Below are 19914 nucleotides of genomic sequence, written 5' to 3'. Positions count from 1 at the left end.
CTCATCTCCCACTAGAAAAGGTCCACTGGCCTTCGACGCAGTAGGCGTCAACACATTACTGGACGCCCTTGCGAGGGAAAGACGACGAAATCAAATCAACTTTGTTGATTACTGATTTATGTCTTTCCGCTACATCTTCTCTTCCAACTCCACATCTGGATATTTATCCGCGAACCAGCGGAGGGCGAAGTCGTTTTCAAAAAGGAAAACTGGTTGGTCAAAGCGGTCTTTGGCTAGGATGTTGCGGCTTGATGACATGCGTTCATCCAGGTCTTCTGGCTTAATCCAACGGACAGTCTTTTTACCCATTGGGGTCATGACTACCTCAGCATTGTACTCGCCTTCCATGCGGTGTTTGAAAACTTCAAACTGGAGCTGACCAACGGCACCCAGCATATACTCGCCAGTCTGGTAATTCTTGTAGAGCTGGATAGCCCCTTCCTGTACCAGTTGCTCGATTCCCTTGTGGAAGGATTTTTGTTTCATAACGTTTTTAGCAGAAACTTTCATGAAAATTTCAGGGGTGAAGGTCGGTAGCGGTTCGAATTCAAACTTGTTCTTACCTACGGTCAAGGTATCTCCTACCTGATAGGTCCCTGTGTCGTAAACCCCGATAATGTCACCCGCTACTGCATTTTCCACATTCTCACGGGATTCAGCCATGAACTGGGTCACGTTGGACAACTTGGCCCCCTTGCCTGTACGTGGCAGGTTGACCGCCATACCGCGTTCAAATTCGCCCGAAACCACACGGACAAAGGCAATGCGGTCGCGGTGACGAGGGTCCATGTTGGCTTGGATTTTGAAGACAAAGCCCGAAAAATCTTTATCGAGCGGGTCAATAACGTCCCCTGTCGTTGTCTTGTGACCATGTGGCTCTGGAGCAAATTCCAAGAAGGTGTCAAGGAAGGTCTGCACACCAAAGTTTGTCAGGGCAGATCCGAAGAAAACAGGTGTCAAATCGCCGTCCAAAATCGCCTGCTCGGAGAATTCATTCCCCGCTTCTGCCAAGAGTTCAATATCATCTAGAACTTGTGCATAAAAAGGGTTAGAACCAAAGAGCTTGTCACCCTCGTCCAAGCTTGCAAAGCGCTCATCACCTCGATAGAGTTCTAAGCGTTTGTTATGGAGATCATAAAGTCCCTCGAAGGATTTCCCCATACCAATCGGCCAGTTCATTGGGTAGCTGGCAATGCCCAAGACTTCTTCCAACTCCTGTAACAAATCCAACGGCTCACGACCGTCACGGTCCAACTTGTTGATAAAAGTGAAAACAGGAATGTTGCGGTGCTTCACAACCTCAAAGAGCTTTTTAGTCTGGGCCTCGATACCCTTGGCAGAGTCCACCACCATGACAGCCGCATCCACCGCCATCAAGGTACGATAAGTATCCTCAGAGAAGTCCTCGTGCCCTGGTGTATCCAAGATATTGACACGCTTGCCTGCGTAGTCAAACTGCATAACAGAGGAGGTAACAGAGATACCACGTTGTTTCTCAATATCCATCCAGTCAGACTTGGCAAAATTACCAGTCTTTTTCCCCTTGACCGTACCTGCTTCACGAATCTCACCCCCAAAGTAGAGCAACTGCTCGGTAATGGTTGTTTTACCCGCGTCCGGGTGAGAAATAATCGCAAAGGTGCGGCGTTTCTTGATTTCTTCTTGTAGTGACATAATATTTCCTTTTCATTTTTGTATTTTGATTCATAGCAGAGCTGAGCTCTTATCTTATTCGATTTACATTGGATTCATCCTTATTCTTTACTAGACAACTCTTTTATTATATCGGAAATAAGGGAATTTTTCAAACTATTGAAGAATAGGTCTACAGACCTATACTGTTGTATTATAAATATGTTACAATAAGTATGAGATGTATTCTATATACTAGAAAAAGAAAGATAAAATAATGAATAAAAAAATAAAAGGTTTATCAACCAAGGAAGTACAAGAACGTATTCAAAACCAGCAAACCAATCATTTTAAGACAAAGACCAGTGCCAGTAATTGGGAAATCTTCAGACGAAATGTGTTTACATCTTTTAACGCACTCAATTTTGCCATTTTCTTAGCCTTACTAGCTGTTCAGGCATGGTCCAACCTTTTCTTCTTCGGAGTTATTGTCCTCAACGCTGTTTCAGGAATGCTGACAGAATGGCGGGCACGACGAATGATTGACAAACTCAACCTGATGAACAAGGATTTTATCCGAGTTGTTCGTGACGGCGAGACAATCTCTATTGCACCAGAAGATATTGTCTTAGATGATGTTCTCTTGCTGTCTGCTGGCGAACAAGTTCCTAGTGATGCTATTGTTTTAGAAGGTATAGCCGAGGCAAACGAGGCCATGTTAACTGGTGAAAGCGACTTGATTGTGAAAAATAATGGGGCTGAATTATTGTCTGGTAGCTATCTAGTTAGCGGACAGATTTATGCAACAGTCATCCATGTTGGCGCAGAAAACTATGCCAATAAGCTCATGCTCGAGGCGAAAACTCACAAACCTATCGTCTCTCGTATTCTTTACAATATGGATAAAATTGCTAAATTTACAGGAAAAATTATCATTCCATTCGGACTCGCTCTTTTTCTAGAAGCCTTTTTCATCAAACTTCTTCCCTTAAAAGACTCAGTTATTACCAGCTCTACTGCCCTACTAGGTATGTTACCAAAGGGAATTGCTCTGCTAACCATCACTTCTCTCTTAACTGCCGTTATCAAACTGGGAATGAAAAATGTCCTCGTACAAGAAATGTATTCCGTCGAAACACTTGCCCGAGTTGATGTTCTTTGTTTGGATAAGACCGGAACGATTACTCAGGGGAAAATGACCGTCGAAAACCTGCTCCCCTTAACCAACCATTATTCACTTGACACTATCCAAGAGATACTCGCTACCTATATCCAGACAAGTGAGGATACTAATTCAACAGCTCAGGCCATTCGAAAAGAATATGGTGATTTAGAGCACCACTATAAAGCTAGTCACATCATTCCATTTTCTAGCGATAGAAAATGGGGAGCAATGACAATAGAAAACATTGGTCGCATTTTTCTAGGGGCACCAGAAATGTTGCTAACACAAAATCCTCCTTCTGTTTCTGAGGCACAGGCTCGTGGTTCCCGTGTCCTGATTCTTGCGCTTAGCCAACAGCCCCTTCCTTCTTCTCAAAATCAGCTACCTGAGAATATTGAACCTCTAGCTCTATTAGAAATTGCCGACCCAATCCGAGAAGACGCCGCAGAAACACTAGCCTATCTTCGCTCACAAGAAGTGACACTAAAAATAATCTCTGGTGACAATCCTGTGACTGTCTCACACATTGCTAAGGAAGCTGGATTTGCTGACTACGATAGCTATATCGATTGTTCCAAAGTTGACGACGAAGAACTAATTGCCAGAGCTGAAACAACCGCCATTTTCGGTCGCGTATCACCACATCAGAAAAAATTGCTCATCCAAACCCTCAAAGCACAGGGACATACTACTGCAATGACCGGTGACGGGGTCAATGATATTCTTGCACTACGCGAAGCTGATTGTTCCATTGTTATGGCAGAAGGCGATCCCGCTACTAGACAAATCGCTAATCTAGTCCTCCTAGATTCTGAATTTCGAGATATTCCTGAGATTCTCTTTGAGGGACGACGCGTTGTTAATAACATCTCCCACATTGCTCCCATCTTTCTTATCAAAACAATCTACTCTTTCTTACTTGGCCTTATCTGTATCGCTAGTATCACCCTTGGTAAAGCAGAATATTTGTTAGTTTTCCCATTTATTCAGATACAAATGACCCTCATTGGTCAATTTGTTGAAGGTTTTCCTCCTTTTATCCTAACTTTTGAACGAAATATCCGCCCCGTAGAAAAACATTTTCTCAGAAAATCTCTTCTCTTAGCCCTACCAAATGCTCTCATGGTTGTTCTCAGTGTCCTTATTTTCCATTTACTGCAAGTCTTTGGATACTTAAACTTGCATGACATGCAAACCCTCTCTTATTATGTTCTTGGTTCAACAGGTCTACTGGCTGTCATTCGTGCCTGTTTGCCACTGACAAAAGCTCGACTGGCTCTTATTATTTATTCCGTTTTCGGTTTCTTCATCAGCTCCCATTTCCTACATGGTCTGATTGAAATTCACCCTCTAAACAGTCACACATTGCCAATCTATTCTGGATTAATGCTTATTTTTATTCCTGTCTTTTTCTGGATTAGCTACAAACAAGGCGCATTTAAAAACTAAAATAAGACTTGAAAAACTAATTTCAAGTCTTATTTTTTCAATATCTGCGAATTCATTTGTTTGCTTTCTTTTTTCAAATAGGCAATCAGCATAGCTTGTATACTCAAAATAGAGAAACAGAGTAGGCAAGTTACCAAGAAGAAATTCAAAGGAATATTATTAGTATTCACTAAGGGTGCCTGTCTTAAAAATCCATAATTCCCACCAGTTAAAAGAGCTACTCCTAGAATCAGCATATTCATAATAAGCGTATATTTCACTACCTCTTTCCCCTTCAACATCTCCCCTTCTAAATCAGATAATAGGTACAACATACAATTAACGGTCAAGGCATAGTGGCCAATAACAAAAGTAAAGAAGGTAAGGTGTGGAAAAGCAAACGGGTCAAATACCGGATGAATAAAGGCTGAAAGCGATCCAAAAAGACCCAGATAGGCAAAATAACGTTTCAAGGGCCCAGGCTTCGCCCAAAGAATAAAGAGCATGGCCAAGCGACAATGATAAAAAGGAAGACTCTCTGAAAGAGGAAAATCAGCTACGATATACCAAGTATAAAGGGAGACAATCTGTATAAATTGAAGCCACCAAAAAACAGTATGAAACCATCTCTTTTGGTAACAACGAAAACAAAGATAGAGCATGAAAAACCAAATAATCATGAGAAACAGATGTTCCAATACGTCCAAGTTCGGTGCTTCAGAAATCTGATTACTAAAAAAATCACTCATCTTATTAAATTCCTTTCTTTCCCCAGGAATCAGTATATCAACTTTTCGACATTTTGACAAGACTTGCTAAAAAGAGAGGTCTTGCCTCTCTACTTTTCTATTGCTTCCACCACTTTTCCAAGGTTCATAGAATTAGAGCCTTTAAAGAGGATTTGGTCTTTCCCACCAAGGACTTCCTTGACTTGCTTCACCAGGTCTTCAAATTGGTCCTGCTCTGCATTTTTCCTGAAGAAATAGACTTTTCCAATTGGGAACATCTGACTAGCCAACTGAGCCAGGCCTTCAATATCTTGACCATAGAAAATAACAGTGTCTAGCACATCAGGCGACAGGCTTAGAATCATCTGATTGTGGAGATCGACGGATTGGCTACCCAGTTCTTTCATGTCTGCCAAAACGGCAATTTTCTTGCCGCCTTCATTGGCTGGAATACTAGTGAAGGTTTCCAAAATCAAGCGCATGGCCGTTGGGTTTGCGTTGTAGACATCGCTGAGAATATCTGCTCCATTTGCCGCCTTCTTCCACTCGGTGCGGTTGCGGGTCAAATTCAGACTGGCTAAAGCTGACTTGATTGCCTCATCAGGCACACCCAAGGTCTTGCCCACATAGCTTGCTACCATGGCATTGGTGGCATTGTACTTGCCCGTTACCGGGAGGAAAATGTCGCCGTCCATAAAGTTGACGGTGAAGGTCAGGCTATCTTTTGACTCGACCAGACTGGTCACCTGCAAATCAGCCTGCTCACCGAAACGAATGAGTTCTACATTGCTTGGCAAGAGTTTGTCCGCAATCGGATCTGCTGGGATCAAGAGTTTACTACCAGCTGTCATTCCATCCGCAATCTGTAATTTTCCTTTGGCAATCTCTTCGCGTGAGCCGAAAAATTCCAGATGGGCTTCACCAAAAAGGGTAATAACTGATAGACTTGGTTTGGCAATTTCAGACAAGAGGTGAATATCGCCCAAGTGGTCTTGGCCCATTTCCAATACCAGTTTTTCTGTATCGTAAGGCATATGGAGGACGGTGTAAGGCAGACCAATTTCGTTGTTGTAGTTGCCTTGTGTCTTGTAAGTCTTGTAAGTCGTCGCCAGAACATCGTGAATCATGTCCTTGGTGGTCGTTTTACCGTTTGAGCCTGTCACAGCAATGACTTCTACCCCTGTTTTCTCTAGGTAGTAGGCCGCTAATTGTTGAAGCGCAGCCAAGCAGTCATCTACTAGGATGTGGGGAACATCAAGGCTGACTTCAGACAGGGTTACTGCGCAGCCATTTTCAAAAGCTACAGGAATAAAGTCATGACCGTCACACGCCCCCTTGAGGGGAACAAAGAGGTCGCCAGTTGTAACGAGTCGACTATCGAACTCGACCTTGTTGAGTGCTGTATCAGGATAAAGACTAATATCATTTTTTGCGCCCAAGACCTGAGCGACTTCGTGTAAGGTTAATTTCATTGTTTTCTCCAATAAACTAGAGGCTGGGCTCAAGCCCAGCACCGTTTCTCAAAGTTTGAGTCAACATCTCAGCGCAGTGGTTGATTGGCAGATTTGTTCGTGTTTTACACTCCAAATCTGTCCTCTACGGCTGATGCGAACAGAGTTCGCTCCATTTCCAACCTCCAACTGTCTCCCAGACAGTTGGAGGTGTACGGGGGTGGGAGTAAAATAGTCCAGCGGACTATTTTAGCCCGAACCTACTGTTTGAAAGTGAGGGAAACTCTTCTTTGAATGTTTGAGTTCTTTCCCGCTCCCATTATACCACTTTTTATCGAACTTGAGTCAGGACACCATCTTTCATCTCATATACCTTGTCGCATTTTTCAATCATGCGCTGGTCATGCGTTACCATGATGATGGATTTGTTTCGTTCTTTGGCTTCCTTAGCTAGTAACTCAACCACTTCAAAAGCACGATTACTGTCTAGACTGGCTGTCGGTTCATCAGCTAGAATCAAGGCTGGATCATTGTAGAGTGCACGGGCAATAGCTACACGCTGCCGTTCTCCGCCTGACAAATCCTTAGGGAACTTGTTTTTGAGATGGTCCACACCCAATTCAGATAGAAGTTCGTTTCGCTTGCTCGGATCAGCTTTCTTATTGACCTTATCAACCAAGGTTAATTGTTTTTCGACTGTTAAAAAGGGGATCAAATTGGAAGCCTGCAAGACAAAACCAATGTCCTTATAGCGCAATTTGGCACGTTTTTTCTCAGGTAAATCAGAATAATCCGATTGATTGATTAAAACACGACCTGTTGTCGGCGTTTGTAAACCACCTGCCAAGGTCAAAAATGTTGACTTCCCAGAACCAGATGGTCCAATGATGGCAACAAATTCGCCTTCTTCAATGCTAAAATTTGTTGGCTTAAGAGCCGTAATGATTTGACTGCCATCCTGGAAGGTCTTACTAATATTTTCAAAAATAAGCGTTTTCATAACAACCTCCTAAGATAGATTTAGTAATGGATCTACCTTAAAGATAGAACGTACAGAGAAACTAGCACCCAATAGGGCAAATACAACTAGTGCTAGGCCGATTGCAATATAGAAGGTCCAGTTATTCTCAAATGGAACAGCACTTGGCAAGACAAGGGATGACAAATAAGTTCCAGCCAATCCAAGGACGGTTCCCAAACCAGCAAGTAGGAAGGTTTGAGCCAGTACAGAACCTGAAATATAGCCATTTGAAAGACCTTGAATTTTCATCAAGCCAAAAATCGGTGATTTCTGTGTTGTCAAAACAAAGATAAAAATACCAATAACAATGGCTGAGATGACAATCAAGAATCCTATCATAAAGCCAAAGGTCATATTTTGTGCCTTATATCCTGGCAGATTTTCAATAAAGTCTGCAATGGCAACTTTTTCCAGCTCATCTGGTACAGATGCGACATCTCCACGAACGACAATGGCACTGGCAAGATTACTCGTTGCTGCTTGTTGTTTATCAGCCTGCATCAATTCTGCAAATGCCGTAAAGTCCATATAAACGACAGGTGCCACTCCAAAATAAGCATTATCTGTATAACCTATAATGGTCACTTTTTCATCCGAACCTGATAGATAGATTTGATCTCCAAGCCCAAATCCTTCTACTTCTGACAAGGTTTTGTCTACAACGACTTCTCCCGTTTTTTCATACAAACGACCTTCTACAATATTTGGGACGATAAAACTATCAGACTCAACGGCAAAGATGTTTACCTTTTCTTTTTCGTCTGAGGTGGCATTTTCATCCACATAGGCAACTCCAGCTTGTTGGCGAATCAAGGCCTTGTTACCAGCGTCCACCTGGTCAAGCAAGGCTGTATCAATTTTGGATGCTGTTATCAAGCGATTGCTTTCTGTATTGAGCAAGACATAATCTGCTTGCCATTTATCAACTGCTGTCCTGTTTTCCTGCATGAGTCCATAAGCCAAACCTGTCAGGAAAAAGACCAAGTAGGAAATCAGGATTAACAAACCTAAAATCAAGCCGTAACGCAACTTATTTTGTCGCATTTCTTCAATTGCTAAAAACATCTACTCCACACTTTCTAAGACATAAAAACTTGTCTCAAACTTCAAGTCTTCCCTCAAAAGAGCTTTGACTTTACATTTCTTTTCCACATAGGCAAGAATCTCTTTCTGCTTTTGCGCTGAAACCGACTCTCCAATTCCAATCAACACCTCAAAATGCTGATTGTCCAAGCGACTTTCTACCTGAACAGGCATGGTTTTATTGCCTTCTTGGCTGGCATAATAGCCCTGCACACACATGGTCACACAGGCAGCTAAGCCAATGTTCACAAGGCTTACGGGAGTTTCTCCCTGCTCTGTTACACCAAAAGTATGAACCGGTTCACCATAACCTTTAGAAACTGCCTGAAACAGACCTTCCCCTTTTACTGTCGTTTGATACATAAATACCTCCACATACTTGAAACCATTCTATTCCTTTTTGCAAACCTTTGCAAGAATGTGAACTAGAAAAAGATTGGAAATTTTCCAATCCTTTTCATTCTCATTAAAGCAAATGACTTTCACGTTTTTCAAACATTTCCTTGGCCAAACGAACAAGCTCTTCAATCAAATCTGGGTAAACAAGTCCCATATTATCCCAAAGGAGTGGATACATAGACCACTGGGTAAATCCTGGCATGGTGTTGAGCTCATTGAGGAAGATGTCTCCGTCTTCAGTCAGGAAGAAATCACAGCGAGAAAGGCCACAACCACCGATAGCACGGAAGGCCTTGGCAGCATTATCCCGCATGGTGTCCATGATAGACTCATCAATTTTAGCTGGGATTTCCATGGTAATCTTGTTGTCGATGTATTTGGCATCGTAGTCATAAAAAGCAACGTCTTTGACTACTTCGCCAGGAAGTGTCGTTTTCACGTCAGCATTTCCCAAAAGACCAACCTCAATCTCACGCGCATTAACCCCCTGCTCAACGAGGACACGGCTGTCATACTTGAAGGCCAAATCAAGCGCCTTACGCAAGCCAGCTAAATCCTCAGCTTTTGAGATACCGACACTTGACCCCATATTAGCTGGTTTTACAAAGACCGGATAAGTCAATTTTCCTTCAATCTCTGCAATCTTATCGTCGATAGTTTCACCCTCGATAACTGCCACATAAGGTACTTGGGAGATTCCTGCTGATTCAAGAACACGCTTGGTAGTGATTTTGTCCATAGCAACGCTGGAAGACAAGATATTGGTACCAACATACGGCATACGAAGCACTTCCAAGAAGCCTTGGATCGAGCCATCTTCCCCCATCGGTCCGTGAAGGACAGGGAAGACAACCGCATTTTCTTCATAAATATCGCTCGGACGGATTTTTTGCTCTTCAACAATTGTCGCGTTTGTCATGAGTTTTTCATCGGCAGACGGTGTTTGAGAAAACTCTTGCGTCTTAATAAAGTCCCCAGTTTGTGTGATGAAACAGGTTTTGACAAAAAATTTATCATAATTGATGGCACGCATGACGCTTTCGGCAGACAGAACGGATACCTCACGCTCTGCAGAACGCCCACCATATAGTAAAATCAAGGTTTCTTTTGACATATATTTTCCTTCCTGTATCAACGCTATTACTCTTAGTATAGCATAATTTAACAAATCATATCTATCCTATCTTAAAATTAGGAACGTATCTAACTACAGAACAGCTATAACTCTGTGCGGTTTTCAATAGCCCTCAACAGGGTCACTTCATCTGCATATTCAATATCACTGCCTACCGCTAAGCCACGAGCTAGTCGGGTTACTTTGATTCCTGCAGGTTTGAGGACACGTGAGATATACATAGATGTAGCCTCTCCATCTGCTGTTGCATTGGTCGCCACAATAACTTCTGTAACCTCATTGTCCATCAGGCGAGTAAGGAGGGTTTTCAAATTAATATCATCTGGTCCGATACCATTCATGGGAGAAATCAAGCCATGCAAGACATGATAAAGACCGTGGTATTCTTGAATATTTTCCAAAGCTGTAACATCTCGACTATCCTCTACAATCAAAATAGTAGATTGGTCTCGCGTTGAGTCCTGGCAAATGGCACAGGGGTCCTGATCTGTCAAATTACCACAAATAGAGCAATAAGATAGGTCTCGCTTGGCTGCCAATAAATTTTTCGCAAATTCATTAACGACATCATCCTCCATGCCAATAGTATAAAAAGCTAAACGGGTAGCCGTTTTTATACCAATACCTGGCAATTTAGAATAACTATCAATTAACTTGGCAATAGGTGTAGGGTAAAGCATAAGCCTCCTTAATTCATTGGGTGAAGTGATTGATATAAATTGATAATTTCTTGAGTAATTGTCTTAGTAGTTGTTGAACTTTGATTGGTCAAATTTGGTAGGACAACTGCTACCGCAATTTGAGGATTATCACTAGGTGCATAAGCAACAACGTTGGTATTGACCGCAGTAACTACATCCCCAGAAGCTGTCGTTGTATAGGTTTCGGCTGTACCAGTCTTGGCACTGATGGTCACAGCCGCACCACGACCGATAGCACTACCTGTATTAAAGCGCCCACTACCATTGACAACTTGGTAGAAACCTTGACGAAGAAGAGACATATCCTCAGCGGAAATATTAACCTGATTCATCTCCTTACCAGATACGGTTTCAATTAATTCTCCCAAACCACCTTGGGCATTATTCCCATAAATTCCCTCAACGAGGTGTGGAGAAATCCGTGTTCCATTATTCGCAATGGTCGCTGCATACTGTGCCATCTGCATCGGTGTATAGTTATCAAACTGTCCAAAAGCGTTGGTAATAAAGTTGGCTGTCGAATACTCTTCTGGTAAAAATCCTGTAGATTCGAGTGGCAGGTCAATACCTGTAGAAGCACCTAAACCATACTCTGCAAAAGTCGAACGAAGCTTAGTCATGGCATTTGTCAATGTATCGCCATCATTCAAATACATGTTAGCTGAATAGGTCTGACCAAGTAGTCCTAAGGCAATCTTAACCATGTAGACGTTAGAAGAATATTCTAGAGCCTCTGTCGCATCAATATTAAAACTACCATAGGCCCCATACCAAGATGTAATTGGTGCTGAACCTGCAAAATAGATTGGTTCGTCTAACTGCACTTGATTGCCACTGATAACTCCATTTTCCCAACCAGAGCTGATTGTCGCTCCCTTGACGATGGAACCTGGTGTGAAAACACTTGTAATCGTACCAAGGGCATCTTCTGTTATGCTACCTGCTCCTTTTTCATGACTGTATCCAGACATGGCAAGCACCGCACCTGTTGAAGGTTCCAATGCGACTGCATAAACCCCTTCCGAGTAAAGTGCACTACCAGTAGCCAGCTCACTTTCAAAGTATTTTTTCAAAATAGCATTGACCCCATCTTGAAAGGCTAAATCAATGGTCAGTTTAATATTATTTCCCTGCTGCCCTTCTTGGATTGTCTCAATACTTTCGACATTGCCATTTCGATCAAGGTTGATTTGTTTTTTCTCACGTTGACCTTGCAAGACTTCTTCATATTGTTTCTCGAGGTAGGCAGTTCCCACACGGTCATTTGATGAATAGCCCTTGGAGAGATAGTATTCCGCATCTTCCGCAGGCAAACCAGCCTGTTCACTCGTTACTGTACCAATAATAGAGCTGAGGGAAGTTGGTAAAATCGTCCGTTGCCAGTTGTTAGTCGTTGAAATGCCTGGAAGTTGACTTTCATTGGCTACAATATGAGCAACCTGTTCAGCAGTTAGAGTATCTGTTACCAAATTAACAGTAGAGAAGTAAGTAGCTCCATTCATCTGCTTAAACAGTTCAATCGCCTTGCTATCTTGCTCAGAATATTGTAATGCTTCAGCAGGGATACTATCAACCGCATTAGAATAAATTGTCGATTCACTCAGATAGTTGCCATCAGAATCGTATTTTTTATCTTCTGGCAAGGCCTCGACTACCTGACGATAAACTTCTTCATCCGCCAAATAATAGTCAGCCTTATCACGTTGAGTAATTGTTACGTCCGACACATTGACCCACTGCAAGAGTTTATTAGCTACTTCTTTCATTTCCTGAGCAGACATCTTGTTGGAACGTGTGAAGGAGACAACCTGCTGAATCTCGTTTTCAACCAAAGGTTTTCCCTGTGCATCGTAAATCTGCCCACGGATAGAGCCATTGCTGATGATTTTCTGACTGGCAGTAGACAGCTTATTACTATAAAAATCATGATTGATGATCTGCATATCTGCCAGACGCAATATCAAAACTAGGAAAAGGAAAATCACGATAGAAAATAAAATATTTAAACGAAGGGAGATAAAATTTCCATCGTGTTCCAAAGGCTTGTTCTTTCTTTTTTTCACTTCAAAGACCTCATTCTAGAAATATCCTTCTTATTATACCACAGGCAAAAAATATTTTTTAGACAGAGCCTCCTTTTCAGAAAATATTTTCTTATGATTTCTTCACGAGACAAGCTTGCACTATCTCCCATTGACTGTGAACAGATGTTTCCACAAACTGTTGATCATGGGAAATCAAGAGGACACTTCCTTCGTATTCTTTCAAGAATGTTTCCAAAGCTTCAATAGCTGCCATATCTAGAAAATTTGTCGGTTCATCTAATATCAAAAGATTTGCATCCGCCAACAATACCTTAGCTAAGGAGAGACGAACACGCTCACCACCAGACAGATTTGCTACCTTCTGCTGAGCCTTATCGTAAGAAAGTCCTAACATACCTAATAAATTGAGAATCGTCATCCTATCTTGAAGAGAGGTACAACTAATATTTTCCAAAGCAGTCTTTTCTTCATCAAGGTTTATCAAATCCTGTGCAAAATAAGCAATTTTTAACTTAGGATTATAATAGCCTGCTAATTCTTTCCTTAATAATTTTTGGACAAAACTAGTCTTTCCAGAACCATTCGCCCCCACTAAGGCTAACTTCTCCCCAAACGTCATCCCTATCTGAGGGAAACCAAATAAATACTTTTCCCTAATCCAGAGCTGACCAGCCTGTAAGCGAAAGAGGCTGTGAAGACCAGTATCCAAAGCACCTTTCGCTTCCATCTTTACCCACGCCTCCTTTCTGGGCTGACTAACCTTTTCCAACCTCTCAATCCTTTTATCTAACTGTTTAGCAGACTTAGCCATTGACTTGGCTTGACTATCATAGGAACCCATCATAGCACTGACTTTCCACTCAGACGATGAAACACCTTTCTTTCTCTTCCCCATCTTCTGAGCCTTGACCTGACGTTCTTGTTGGGCTTTTTTTAGTTGAGCGACTTTTTTCTGATAGGCTTCATAAGCCTCCTGCTGTCCTTCTCGCCTAGCCCGGAGACTTTCTACAAACGCCTCGTAATTCCCTGTATAGACCTGAATACTTCCTTCTTCTAAATGCCAAATGTGACTGGCTACTTGATTGAGAAAATGCCGATCATGACTGACAACCAGTAGACTGCTACGATAACGTTTGATTTGTTTGATCAGCTTTTCTTGATGTTCTTGATCCAGATTGGCAGTCGGTTCATCCATGATTAACAACTGTGGTCTTTGGGCAAAAGCCTCTTGAATAGACTTCCAAACTTGTTCCCCGCCTGAAAGCGAGCTCATTTCCTGTAACTGGGGTACATAGGCCCAATCTGCTATTACCTTAATCTGTCCTGCATAATCCCCATCCATTCCCAGCAGGAGCTTCAAAAAAGTAGACTTGCCGACACCATTATTTCCAACCAAACCAACCTTTTGACCAGCTTGAAGGCTCAACTGCTTGATTGTAAACAAACTTCGTCCCGCAAATTCCTTCTCTAATTGAATACATTTCATTACTTCCATATAGACCTCTTTTCTTCACAAAAAGGGCCCCTATTCTGCTCAATGAACAAGAAAAAAGCCATGCAAAACATGACCTTTCCCTACGGAAAAAGTCACACGAATAGTAAGCCCTTATGAGCAGTCTTATCCCTTATATTATCGGTTAATGTAACCTCATACAAGTTTTAAGAACGACTAATAAGTAGCTTAATTATTCATGTAACTTCACCTCACGTATTTTATATATTTATTCTAAACAAGTTAAATGAATTTGTCAAATCTTGGTCAAGGCAGTCGCTGTATCTGGCGATGTGTCATAGACTTGGAAATCTACTCCAACTCCTAAATCAGCCTGCGCCAACTGATTAACCATGGTCATGTGAGCCAATTCCTTGATATTGTTTTCCTTTGACAAATGCCCTAGGTAAATCTTTTTGGTCCGATTTCCAAGCGAGCGAATCATGGCATCAGCTCCATCTTCGTTACAAAGATGGCCCTTATCGGATAGAATCCGTTGCTTCAAATTCCATGAATAAGAACCCGAGCGCAAAATTTCAATATCATGGTTCGATTCAATCAAATAAGCATCGGCATTTTCTACAATTCCAACCATGCGGTCACTGACATAGCCTGTATCCGTCAACATAACAAAGGATTTGTCATCCTTCATAAAACGGTAAAATTGCGGACATGCAGCATCATGGCTAACTCCAAAGGACTCAATATCTAGGTCGCCAAAAGTCTTCATAGCACCCAATTCGAAGATATGTTTTTGAGCCACATCAATCTTGCCCAATTTGCTCTCCATAGCCTGCCAGGTCAATTCATTGGCATAAATGTCCATCCCATACTTACGTGCTAAAACACCGATACCATGGATGTGATCGCTATGTTCATGCGTTACCAGGATAGCATCAATATCCTCAGGCTTTCGGTCAATTTCCGCCAAAAGACTGGTAATCTTTTTCCCTGACAAGCCCGCATCCACTAAGATTTTCTTTTTATCTGTTTCCAGGTAAAAACAATTCCCGCTGGACCCCGAAGCTAAAATACTATAATTAAAACCTTTTCCGATCATATTCTCCTATTCTTCCTCATCTGAATCATCCCACTCATCTAGTGCGATGTCCTTGCTGTACGGCAAGACAATTGTAAACGTTGAGCCATGACCATATTCGCTTTTAGCCCAGATAAATCCCTTATGTTGTTTTACGATTTCTTTTGCAATAGCTAAACCAAGACCTGTACCGCCTTGGGCACGAGATCGTGCCTTGTCCACGCGATAGAATCGGTCAAAAATTCTAGGTAAATCTGCTTTCGGAATCCCCAGACCTTCGTCTGAGACGGATACAATCAACTGGCTATCTGTGGTCTTCATGCTGAAGGTAATTGTCCCGCCGTCTGGCGAATATTTAATGGCATTATTTAAGATATTATCCAAAACCTGAGTCATCTTATCTGTATCAATCTCAACCCAAATAGGACTGATTTGATAGTCACGAACAATCGTATAGACCTTATCAGAATCAGCATTTTTCATTTGGTCAAAACGGTTAAGAATAAAGGTCACAAAAGCAGTAAAGTTTATCAGTTCGACATCTATCTGACCAACTTGATTATCAATACGCGATAAACTTAGGAGGTCTGTAATCATCCGCATCATGCGGTTGGTCTCATCTAAGGATACCTTAACAAAACTCGGTGCAACAGACTCCGTCAGCGCTCCCTCATCCAGAGCCTCTAGATAGGATTTGACGGAAGTCAATGGCGTACGCAATTCATGACTCACATTTGACACAAACAGCCTACGTTCCCGTTCTTCCTTGGCCTGCTCGGTCATATCATGCAAGACGACAACCAAGCCAGAAATCAGACCACTCTCACTACGAATCGTGGCAAAATTAGCGCGTAAAGTCAGAAATTCTTCGTTTTCATTGGTGTGATCAATCACAATCTCAGGTGTCTGAGCCAACAAATCTCTCAATGTATAACGGTCTGATAAATCTAAAACCTCTAGCAGATGATACTGCTCCTGCTTTTGGCTAGAAAGCCCCAACTGTTTCTGGGCCATATCGTTAATCATGATGATCCGTCCGATACGGTCTGTAGCAATAACACCGTCACTCATATAGGACAGGATGGAAGACAGACGTGTCTTTTCTTGTTCTAAATTATCATGAGTTAAGCGGATGACCTCCGACAAATCATTAAGAGAATTCGCCATGTCTGTGATTTCAGGACTTCCCCTCATGTCTAACACATCTGCATAATTCCCCTCAATTAAGGCATTGACTTTTTGATTGAGTTGTTTAATTTGCTTATTATCCCGATAGTTTTCAATCAAAAGGACCGTCAGAGCAATTAGAAAGCCAATCAAAATGACAACAAACCAAAATTCTGCCGTAGTCATTAAATAACGTAATTGATTAATCATTTCCTTTTATAAAATACCCCACTCCGCGACGAGTAAGAATGTATTCTGGTCTACTTGGTGTATCTTCAATTTTCTCACGCAGACGACGAATCGTTACATCCACCGTGCGGACATCACCAAAGTAATCATAACCCCAAACTGTTTCCAATAGATGTTCTCGAGTCATAACCTGACCTAAGTGTTTGGCCAGATGGTGGAGCAATTCAAACTCACGATGAGTCAGCTCCAGCTCTTTGCCATGCTTCTTAGCGACAAACGCATCAGGCAGAATGACCAAATCGCCAATCACCAACTCTGGAGTCCCTGTTGACTCAATATTTGTCTGCGTCTCTGCCAATTCACTACGACGAAGAAGAGCCTTAACACGCGCCTGCAATTCGCGATTAGAGAAGGGCTTGGTCACATAATCATCCGCCCCGATTTCAAGCCCGATAACCTTATCAAATTCGCTATCTTTAGCAGATAACATCAAGATTGGAACATTGCTGGTCTTACGAATCGTTCGAGCGACCTCTAGTCCGTCCAATTCTGGCAGCATCAAGTCCAAAATGACAATGTCAGGAAACTCAGCCTCAAAGACTTCCAAGGCTTCACGTCCATCGAAAGCTGTCACAACTTCATATCCCTCACGCGTCATATTAAACTTAATAATATCTGAGATTGGTTTTTCATCATCTACAATTAATATTTTTTTCATTAGTATCTTACCTTTGCTTTATTTCTTCTATTATATCAAACTTACCTAAAAAATTCATATTTCAAAACCACCTGACACAGCTATGTCATATTTTATAACATAAAATACATTAAATTGTCAGAATTTACTTGACATTGTATATAGGCAATGCTAAGATGGGAATACCTAAAAAACACTATGCAAGGAGAATTTTATGGCTTTAGTAGAATTTAAAGATGTCAACAAATACTATGGCGACTACCACGCCCTACGCAATATCAACTTGGAATTCGAACCTGGACAGGTTGTCGTTCTCCTTGGACCTTCCGGATCCGGAAAATCTACTCTCATTCGCACGATTAACGGTTTAGAGGCAATTGATGAAGGAACGCTCATTGTCAACGGACATGATATTTCCTCTACTTCTATCAAAGAGCTCGTATCACTTCGCAAAGAAGTTGGCATGGTTTTCCAGCATTTTAACCTTTACCCACACAAAACCGTGTTAGAAAATGTTACTTTGGCACCTATTAAGGTTTTGGGAATCGATAAAGCTACGGCTGAAAAAACCGCTCAAAAGTATCTTGAGTTTGTTAACCTCTGGGATCGGAAGGATTCCTATCCTGCTATGCTATCCGGAGGCCAAAAACAACGTGTCGCCATCGCTCGCGGCTTAGCTATGAAACCTGAGCTTCTACTCTTCGATGAACCAACATCTGCCTTGGACCCAGAAACTATCGGCGATGTACTTGCAGTTATGCAAAAATTGGCACGTGACGGGATGAACATGATTGTCGTAACACACGAAATGGGCTTTGCCCGTGAAGTAGCTGATCGCATCATCTTCATGGCCGAGGGAGAAGTTTTAGTTGATACAACAGATGTGAATGGCTTCTTTGATAACCCGACAGAGCCTCGTGCCCAACAATTCCTCAGCAAGATTATCAACCACGAATCTGACAAAGTAAAACTCTAGGAGGAAGTCTATGGATAAGAAAAAAATCAACATTTTCTTTGCAATTAGATTATTGGTCTTCGGACTTATTCTTCTCGTTTTCGCAAAACAACCAGTAGCTCAAACAGAAACACCCGCATCCATTACCAATAGTAATCAAGTTCAAGCTATCATCGATAGAGGCGTGCTCCGCGTCGGAGTGAAACAGGACGTCCCAAACTTTGGCTACAAGAACCCTGATACTGGTGAATTTGAGGGAATGGAGATTGACATTGCTCGCAAAATTGCAGACGAGTTAGGGGTGGAGATTGAATTTACCCCTGTTACGGCACAAACTCGCGGACCGCTGCTTGATAACGGTCAAGTTGATATGGTCATCGCAACTTTTACCATCACCGAGGAGCGCAAGTTGCTCTACAATTTCACAACTCCTTACTACACAGATGCCGTTGGCTTCTTGGTCAATAAGGATAGTGGAATTAAGACCTTTACCGATCTGAATGGAAAGACAATCGGTGTAGCTCAGGGTTCCATTACACGCACCCTCATCTCTGAATTAGCAGATAAGTATGGCATTTCAGTAAACTTTGCTGAACTTGGTTCTTATCCAGAACTCTCTGTCTCGCTACGTGCTCACCGTACAGACGCATTTTCTGTAGACCAATCTATCCTTTCTGGGTATATCAGCTCAAAATCTGAACTCATGGACTTTAGCTTCTCAGCTTCTGACTATGGAATTGTTACTAAATTATCTAACAAAGACCTTAACGACTACTTAAATAGTCTCGTAGAAAAATGGACTGCCGATGGTAGCCTACAAAGCATCTATGATGCCAATGGCCTCAAACCAGTCACAGAAACTGACGAATAGAAAGGTGAAACAATATGACAGTTTTAACAACTAGTCCTTACGCTTGGGAGAATTGGGTCAGTTATTTCAAGGATTTTCCAACCTTTTTCCAAGGTTTTCTCTTTACCTTAGCCATTTCTGTCGGGGCCTTTATCATGGCCATGTTTTTAGGAATTGTCTTTGGTAGTCTCTCTTCAAGTAAAAATAAAGTTTTAAAAATCATCGCACGTGTCTATGTTGAATACTATCAAAATACACCGCTTTTGGTTCAGTTCATGATTGTTTATTATGGACTTCCACTGATTTCAAATTATGTTCTCATGCCGTCCATCTACTGGACAGCTGTTATCTGCGTGGGCCTCTATCACGGTGCCTATATCGCAGAGGTCATTCGTGCAGGGATTGAGGCTGTGCCGACTGGGCAAACTGAAGCCGCACTTTCACAGGGATTTACCCAGGCTGAAACCATGCGAATCATCATATTGCCACAGGCCATTCCGACCATTCTTCCACCTTTGACCAACCAAGTAGTAAACTTAATTAAGAATACGGCTACTGTTGCCATTATCTCTGGAGCTGATATTATGTTTATGACAAAATCTTGGTCTGCCATGAATGCCAACTACATACCAGCCTTTGCTGGTGCTGCTTTCCTTTACTTCATCATGTGCTTCCCTGTTGCAAGCTGGGGCCGTCGTATTGAAGAAAAGAATAAGTCTGCATTTTCACACTAAAAG

General features: G+C 42.0%; 17 protein-coding genes. 4 read left to right on the top strand and 13 right to left on the bottom strand.

Annotation, left to right across the window (positions count from 1 at the left end; all coding sequences use genetic code 11):
- Positions 1 to 129 precede the first annotated feature (129 nt).
- Positions 130 to 1674, bottom strand: a complete 1545-nt coding sequence (locus K5Q22_RS02500) for a peptide chain release factor 3 (RefSeq protein WP_105134474.1) — start codon at positions 1672 to 1674, stop codon at positions 130 to 132.
- A gap of 235 nt (positions 1675 to 1909) precedes the next feature.
- Here K5Q22_RS02500 and K5Q22_RS02495 point away from each other — a divergent pair, with 235 nt between their 5' ends.
- Positions 1910 to 4246 (top strand): cation-translocating P-type ATPase, encoded by a 2337-nt coding sequence (locus tag K5Q22_RS02495; RefSeq protein ID WP_205013480.1) that lies wholly within the window; start codon positions 1910 to 1912, stop codon positions 4244 to 4246.
- Between the two features lie 29 nt (positions 4247 to 4275).
- On the opposite strand, the gene K5Q22_RS02490 is transcribed toward K5Q22_RS02495, so the two are convergent.
- From K5Q22_RS02490 to yycF, 12 genes are all read right to left on the bottom strand, one after another.
- A complete protein-coding gene (locus tag K5Q22_RS02490) occupies positions 4276 to 4974 on the bottom strand; it encodes a TIGR02206 family membrane protein (RefSeq protein WP_205013479.1) in 699 nt (232 codons plus the stop codon).
- A gap of 89 nt (positions 4975 to 5063) precedes the next feature.
- Positions 5064 to 6425 (bottom strand): UDP-N-acetylmuramoyl-tripeptide--D-alanyl-D-alanine ligase, encoded by a 1362-nt coding sequence (gene murF, locus K5Q22_RS02485; RefSeq protein WP_205013478.1) that lies wholly within the window; start codon positions 6423 to 6425, stop codon positions 5064 to 5066.
- Between the two features lie 310 nt (positions 6426 to 6735).
- A complete protein-coding gene (locus K5Q22_RS02480; RefSeq protein WP_205013477.1) occupies positions 6736 to 7404 on the bottom strand; it encodes an ABC transporter ATP-binding protein in 669 nt (222 codons plus the stop codon).
- A 9-nt stretch (positions 7405 to 7413) separates the two neighbouring features.
- Positions 7414 to 8490 carry an ABC transporter permease gene (locus K5Q22_RS02475; RefSeq protein WP_205013476.1) on the bottom strand — a complete coding sequence of 359 codons (1077 nt, stop codon included), beginning with the start codon at positions 8488 to 8490 and terminating at the stop codon, positions 7414 to 7416.
- A complete protein-coding gene (locus tag K5Q22_RS02470) occupies positions 8491 to 8871 on the bottom strand; it encodes an OsmC family protein (RefSeq protein WP_205013475.1) in 381 nt (126 codons plus the stop codon).
- A 103-nt stretch (positions 8872 to 8974) separates the two neighbouring features.
- On the bottom strand, positions 8975 to 10021 hold the full coding sequence (locus tag K5Q22_RS02465; protein ID WP_205013474.1) for a D-alanine--D-alanine ligase: 1047 nt from the start codon (positions 10019 to 10021) through the stop codon (positions 8975 to 8977).
- A gap of 104 nt (positions 10022 to 10125) precedes the next feature.
- Positions 10126 to 10722: a recombination mediator RecR gene (recR, locus tag K5Q22_RS02460; protein ID WP_002935848.1), complete on the bottom strand. Its 597-nt coding sequence runs from the start codon at positions 10720 to 10722 to the stop codon at positions 10126 to 10128.
- 8 nt (positions 10723 to 10730) lie between these two features.
- Complete coding sequence (gene pbp2b, locus K5Q22_RS02455; protein ID WP_024384903.1) at positions 10731 to 12806, bottom strand: penicillin-binding protein PBP2B; 2076 nt, start codon at positions 12804 to 12806, stop codon at positions 10731 to 10733.
- A gap of 91 nt (positions 12807 to 12897) precedes the next feature.
- A complete protein-coding gene (gene vga(F), locus K5Q22_RS02450) occupies positions 12898 to 14283 on the bottom strand; it encodes an ABC-F type ribosomal protection protein Vga(F) (protein WP_205013473.1) in 1386 nt (461 codons plus the stop codon).
- 253 nt (positions 14284 to 14536) lie between these two features.
- A complete protein-coding gene (locus K5Q22_RS02445; RefSeq protein WP_024407014.1) occupies positions 14537 to 15340 on the bottom strand; it encodes an MBL fold metallo-hydrolase in 804 nt (267 codons plus the stop codon).
- Between the two features lie 6 nt (positions 15341 to 15346).
- Positions 15347 to 16696, bottom strand: coding sequence for a cell wall metabolism sensor histidine kinase VicK (gene vicK / locus K5Q22_RS02440; protein ID WP_105095421.1), 1350 nt, complete (start codon positions 16694 to 16696; stop codon positions 15347 to 15349).
- Positions 16689 to 17393, bottom strand: coding sequence for a response regulator YycF (gene yycF / locus K5Q22_RS02435; RefSeq protein ID WP_004298854.1), 705 nt, complete (start codon positions 17391 to 17393; stop codon positions 16689 to 16691). The genes vicK and yycF overlap by 8 nt, the downstream gene beginning before the upstream one ends.
- A 193-nt stretch (positions 17394 to 17586) precedes the next feature.
- Between yycF and K5Q22_RS02430 the strand changes: the two genes are divergently transcribed.
- The 3 genes from K5Q22_RS02430 to K5Q22_RS02420 are packed head-to-tail and all read left to right on the top strand — an operon-like array spanning position 17587 to position 19911.
- Positions 17587 to 18348: an amino acid ABC transporter ATP-binding protein gene (locus K5Q22_RS02430; protein ID WP_002935839.1), complete on the top strand. Its 762-nt coding sequence runs from the start codon at positions 17587 to 17589 to the stop codon at positions 18346 to 18348.
- A 10-nt stretch (positions 18349 to 18358) separates the two neighbouring features.
- Positions 18359 to 19198, top strand: a complete 840-nt coding sequence (locus tag K5Q22_RS02425; RefSeq protein ID WP_205013472.1) for a transporter substrate-binding domain-containing protein — start codon at positions 18359 to 18361, stop codon at positions 19196 to 19198.
- Positions 19199 to 19212: 14 nt separating this feature from the next.
- The gene (locus tag K5Q22_RS02420) at positions 19213 to 19911 is read left to right on the top strand and encodes an amino acid ABC transporter permease (protein WP_004298848.1); all 699 of its coding nucleotides are present in this window, start codon (positions 19213 to 19215) and stop codon (positions 19909 to 19911) included.
- Positions 19912 to 19914 lie beyond the last annotated feature (3 nt).

Source organism: Streptococcus sp. 2018162 (genome assembly GCF_019754175.1).
Taxonomy (GTDB): Bacteria; Bacillota; Bacilli; order Lactobacillales; family Streptococcaceae; genus Streptococcus; species Streptococcus hashimotonensis.
This window is presented reverse-complemented; position numbering and strand designations above follow the sequence as displayed.

Bases quoted from the DNA above. Each gene is read 5' to 3' on its own strand.
- K5Q22_RS02445 (WP_024407014.1), bottom strand. From the start codon at position 15,340: ATGATCGGAAAAGGTTTTAATTATAGTATTTTAGCTTCGGGGTCCAGC.
- K5Q22_RS02500 (WP_105134474.1), bottom strand. From the start codon at position 1,674: ATGTCACTACAAGAAGAAATCAAGAAACGCCGCACCTTTGCGATTATT.
- murF (WP_205013478.1), bottom strand. From the start codon at position 6,425: ATGAAATTAACCTTACACGAAGTCGCTCAGGTCTTGGGCGCAAAAAAT.
- K5Q22_RS02480 (WP_205013477.1), bottom strand. From the start codon at position 7,404: ATGAAAACGCTTATTTTTGAAAATATTAGTAAGACCTTCCAGGATGGC.
- K5Q22_RS02490 (WP_205013479.1), bottom strand. From the start codon at position 4,974: ATGAGTGATTTTTTTAGTAATCAGATTTCTGAAGCACCGAACTTGGAC.
- vicK (WP_105095421.1), bottom strand. From the start codon at position 16,696: ATGATTAATCAATTACGTTATTTAATGACTACGGCAGAATTTTGGTTT.
- K5Q22_RS02470 (WP_205013475.1), bottom strand. From the start codon at position 8,871: ATGTATCAAACGACAGTAAAAGGGGAAGGTCTGTTTCAGGCAGTTTCT.
- K5Q22_RS02495 (WP_205013480.1), top strand. From the start codon at position 1,910: ATGAATAAAAAAATAAAAGGTTTATCAACCAAGGAAGTACAAGAACGT.
- K5Q22_RS02420 (WP_004298848.1), top strand. From the start codon at position 19,213: ATGACAGTTTTAACAACTAGTCCTTACGCTTGGGAGAATTGGGTCAGT.
- K5Q22_RS02465 (WP_205013474.1), bottom strand. From the start codon at position 10,021: ATGTCAAAAGAAACCTTGATTTTACTATATGGTGGGCGTTCTGCAGAG.
- K5Q22_RS02430 (WP_002935839.1), top strand. From the start codon at position 17,587: ATGGCTTTAGTAGAATTTAAAGATGTCAACAAATACTATGGCGACTAC.
- K5Q22_RS02475 (WP_205013476.1), bottom strand. From the start codon at position 8,490: ATGTTTTTAGCAATTGAAGAAATGCGACAAAATAAGTTGCGTTACGGC.
- K5Q22_RS02425 (WP_205013472.1), top strand. From the start codon at position 18,359: ATGGATAAGAAAAAAATCAACATTTTCTTTGCAATTAGATTATTGGTC.
- recR (WP_002935848.1), bottom strand. From the start codon at position 10,722: ATGCTTTACCCTACACCTATTGCCAAGTTAATTGATAGTTATTCTAAA.
- yycF (WP_004298854.1), bottom strand. From the start codon at position 17,393: ATGAAAAAAATATTAATTGTAGATGATGAAAAACCAATCTCAGATATT.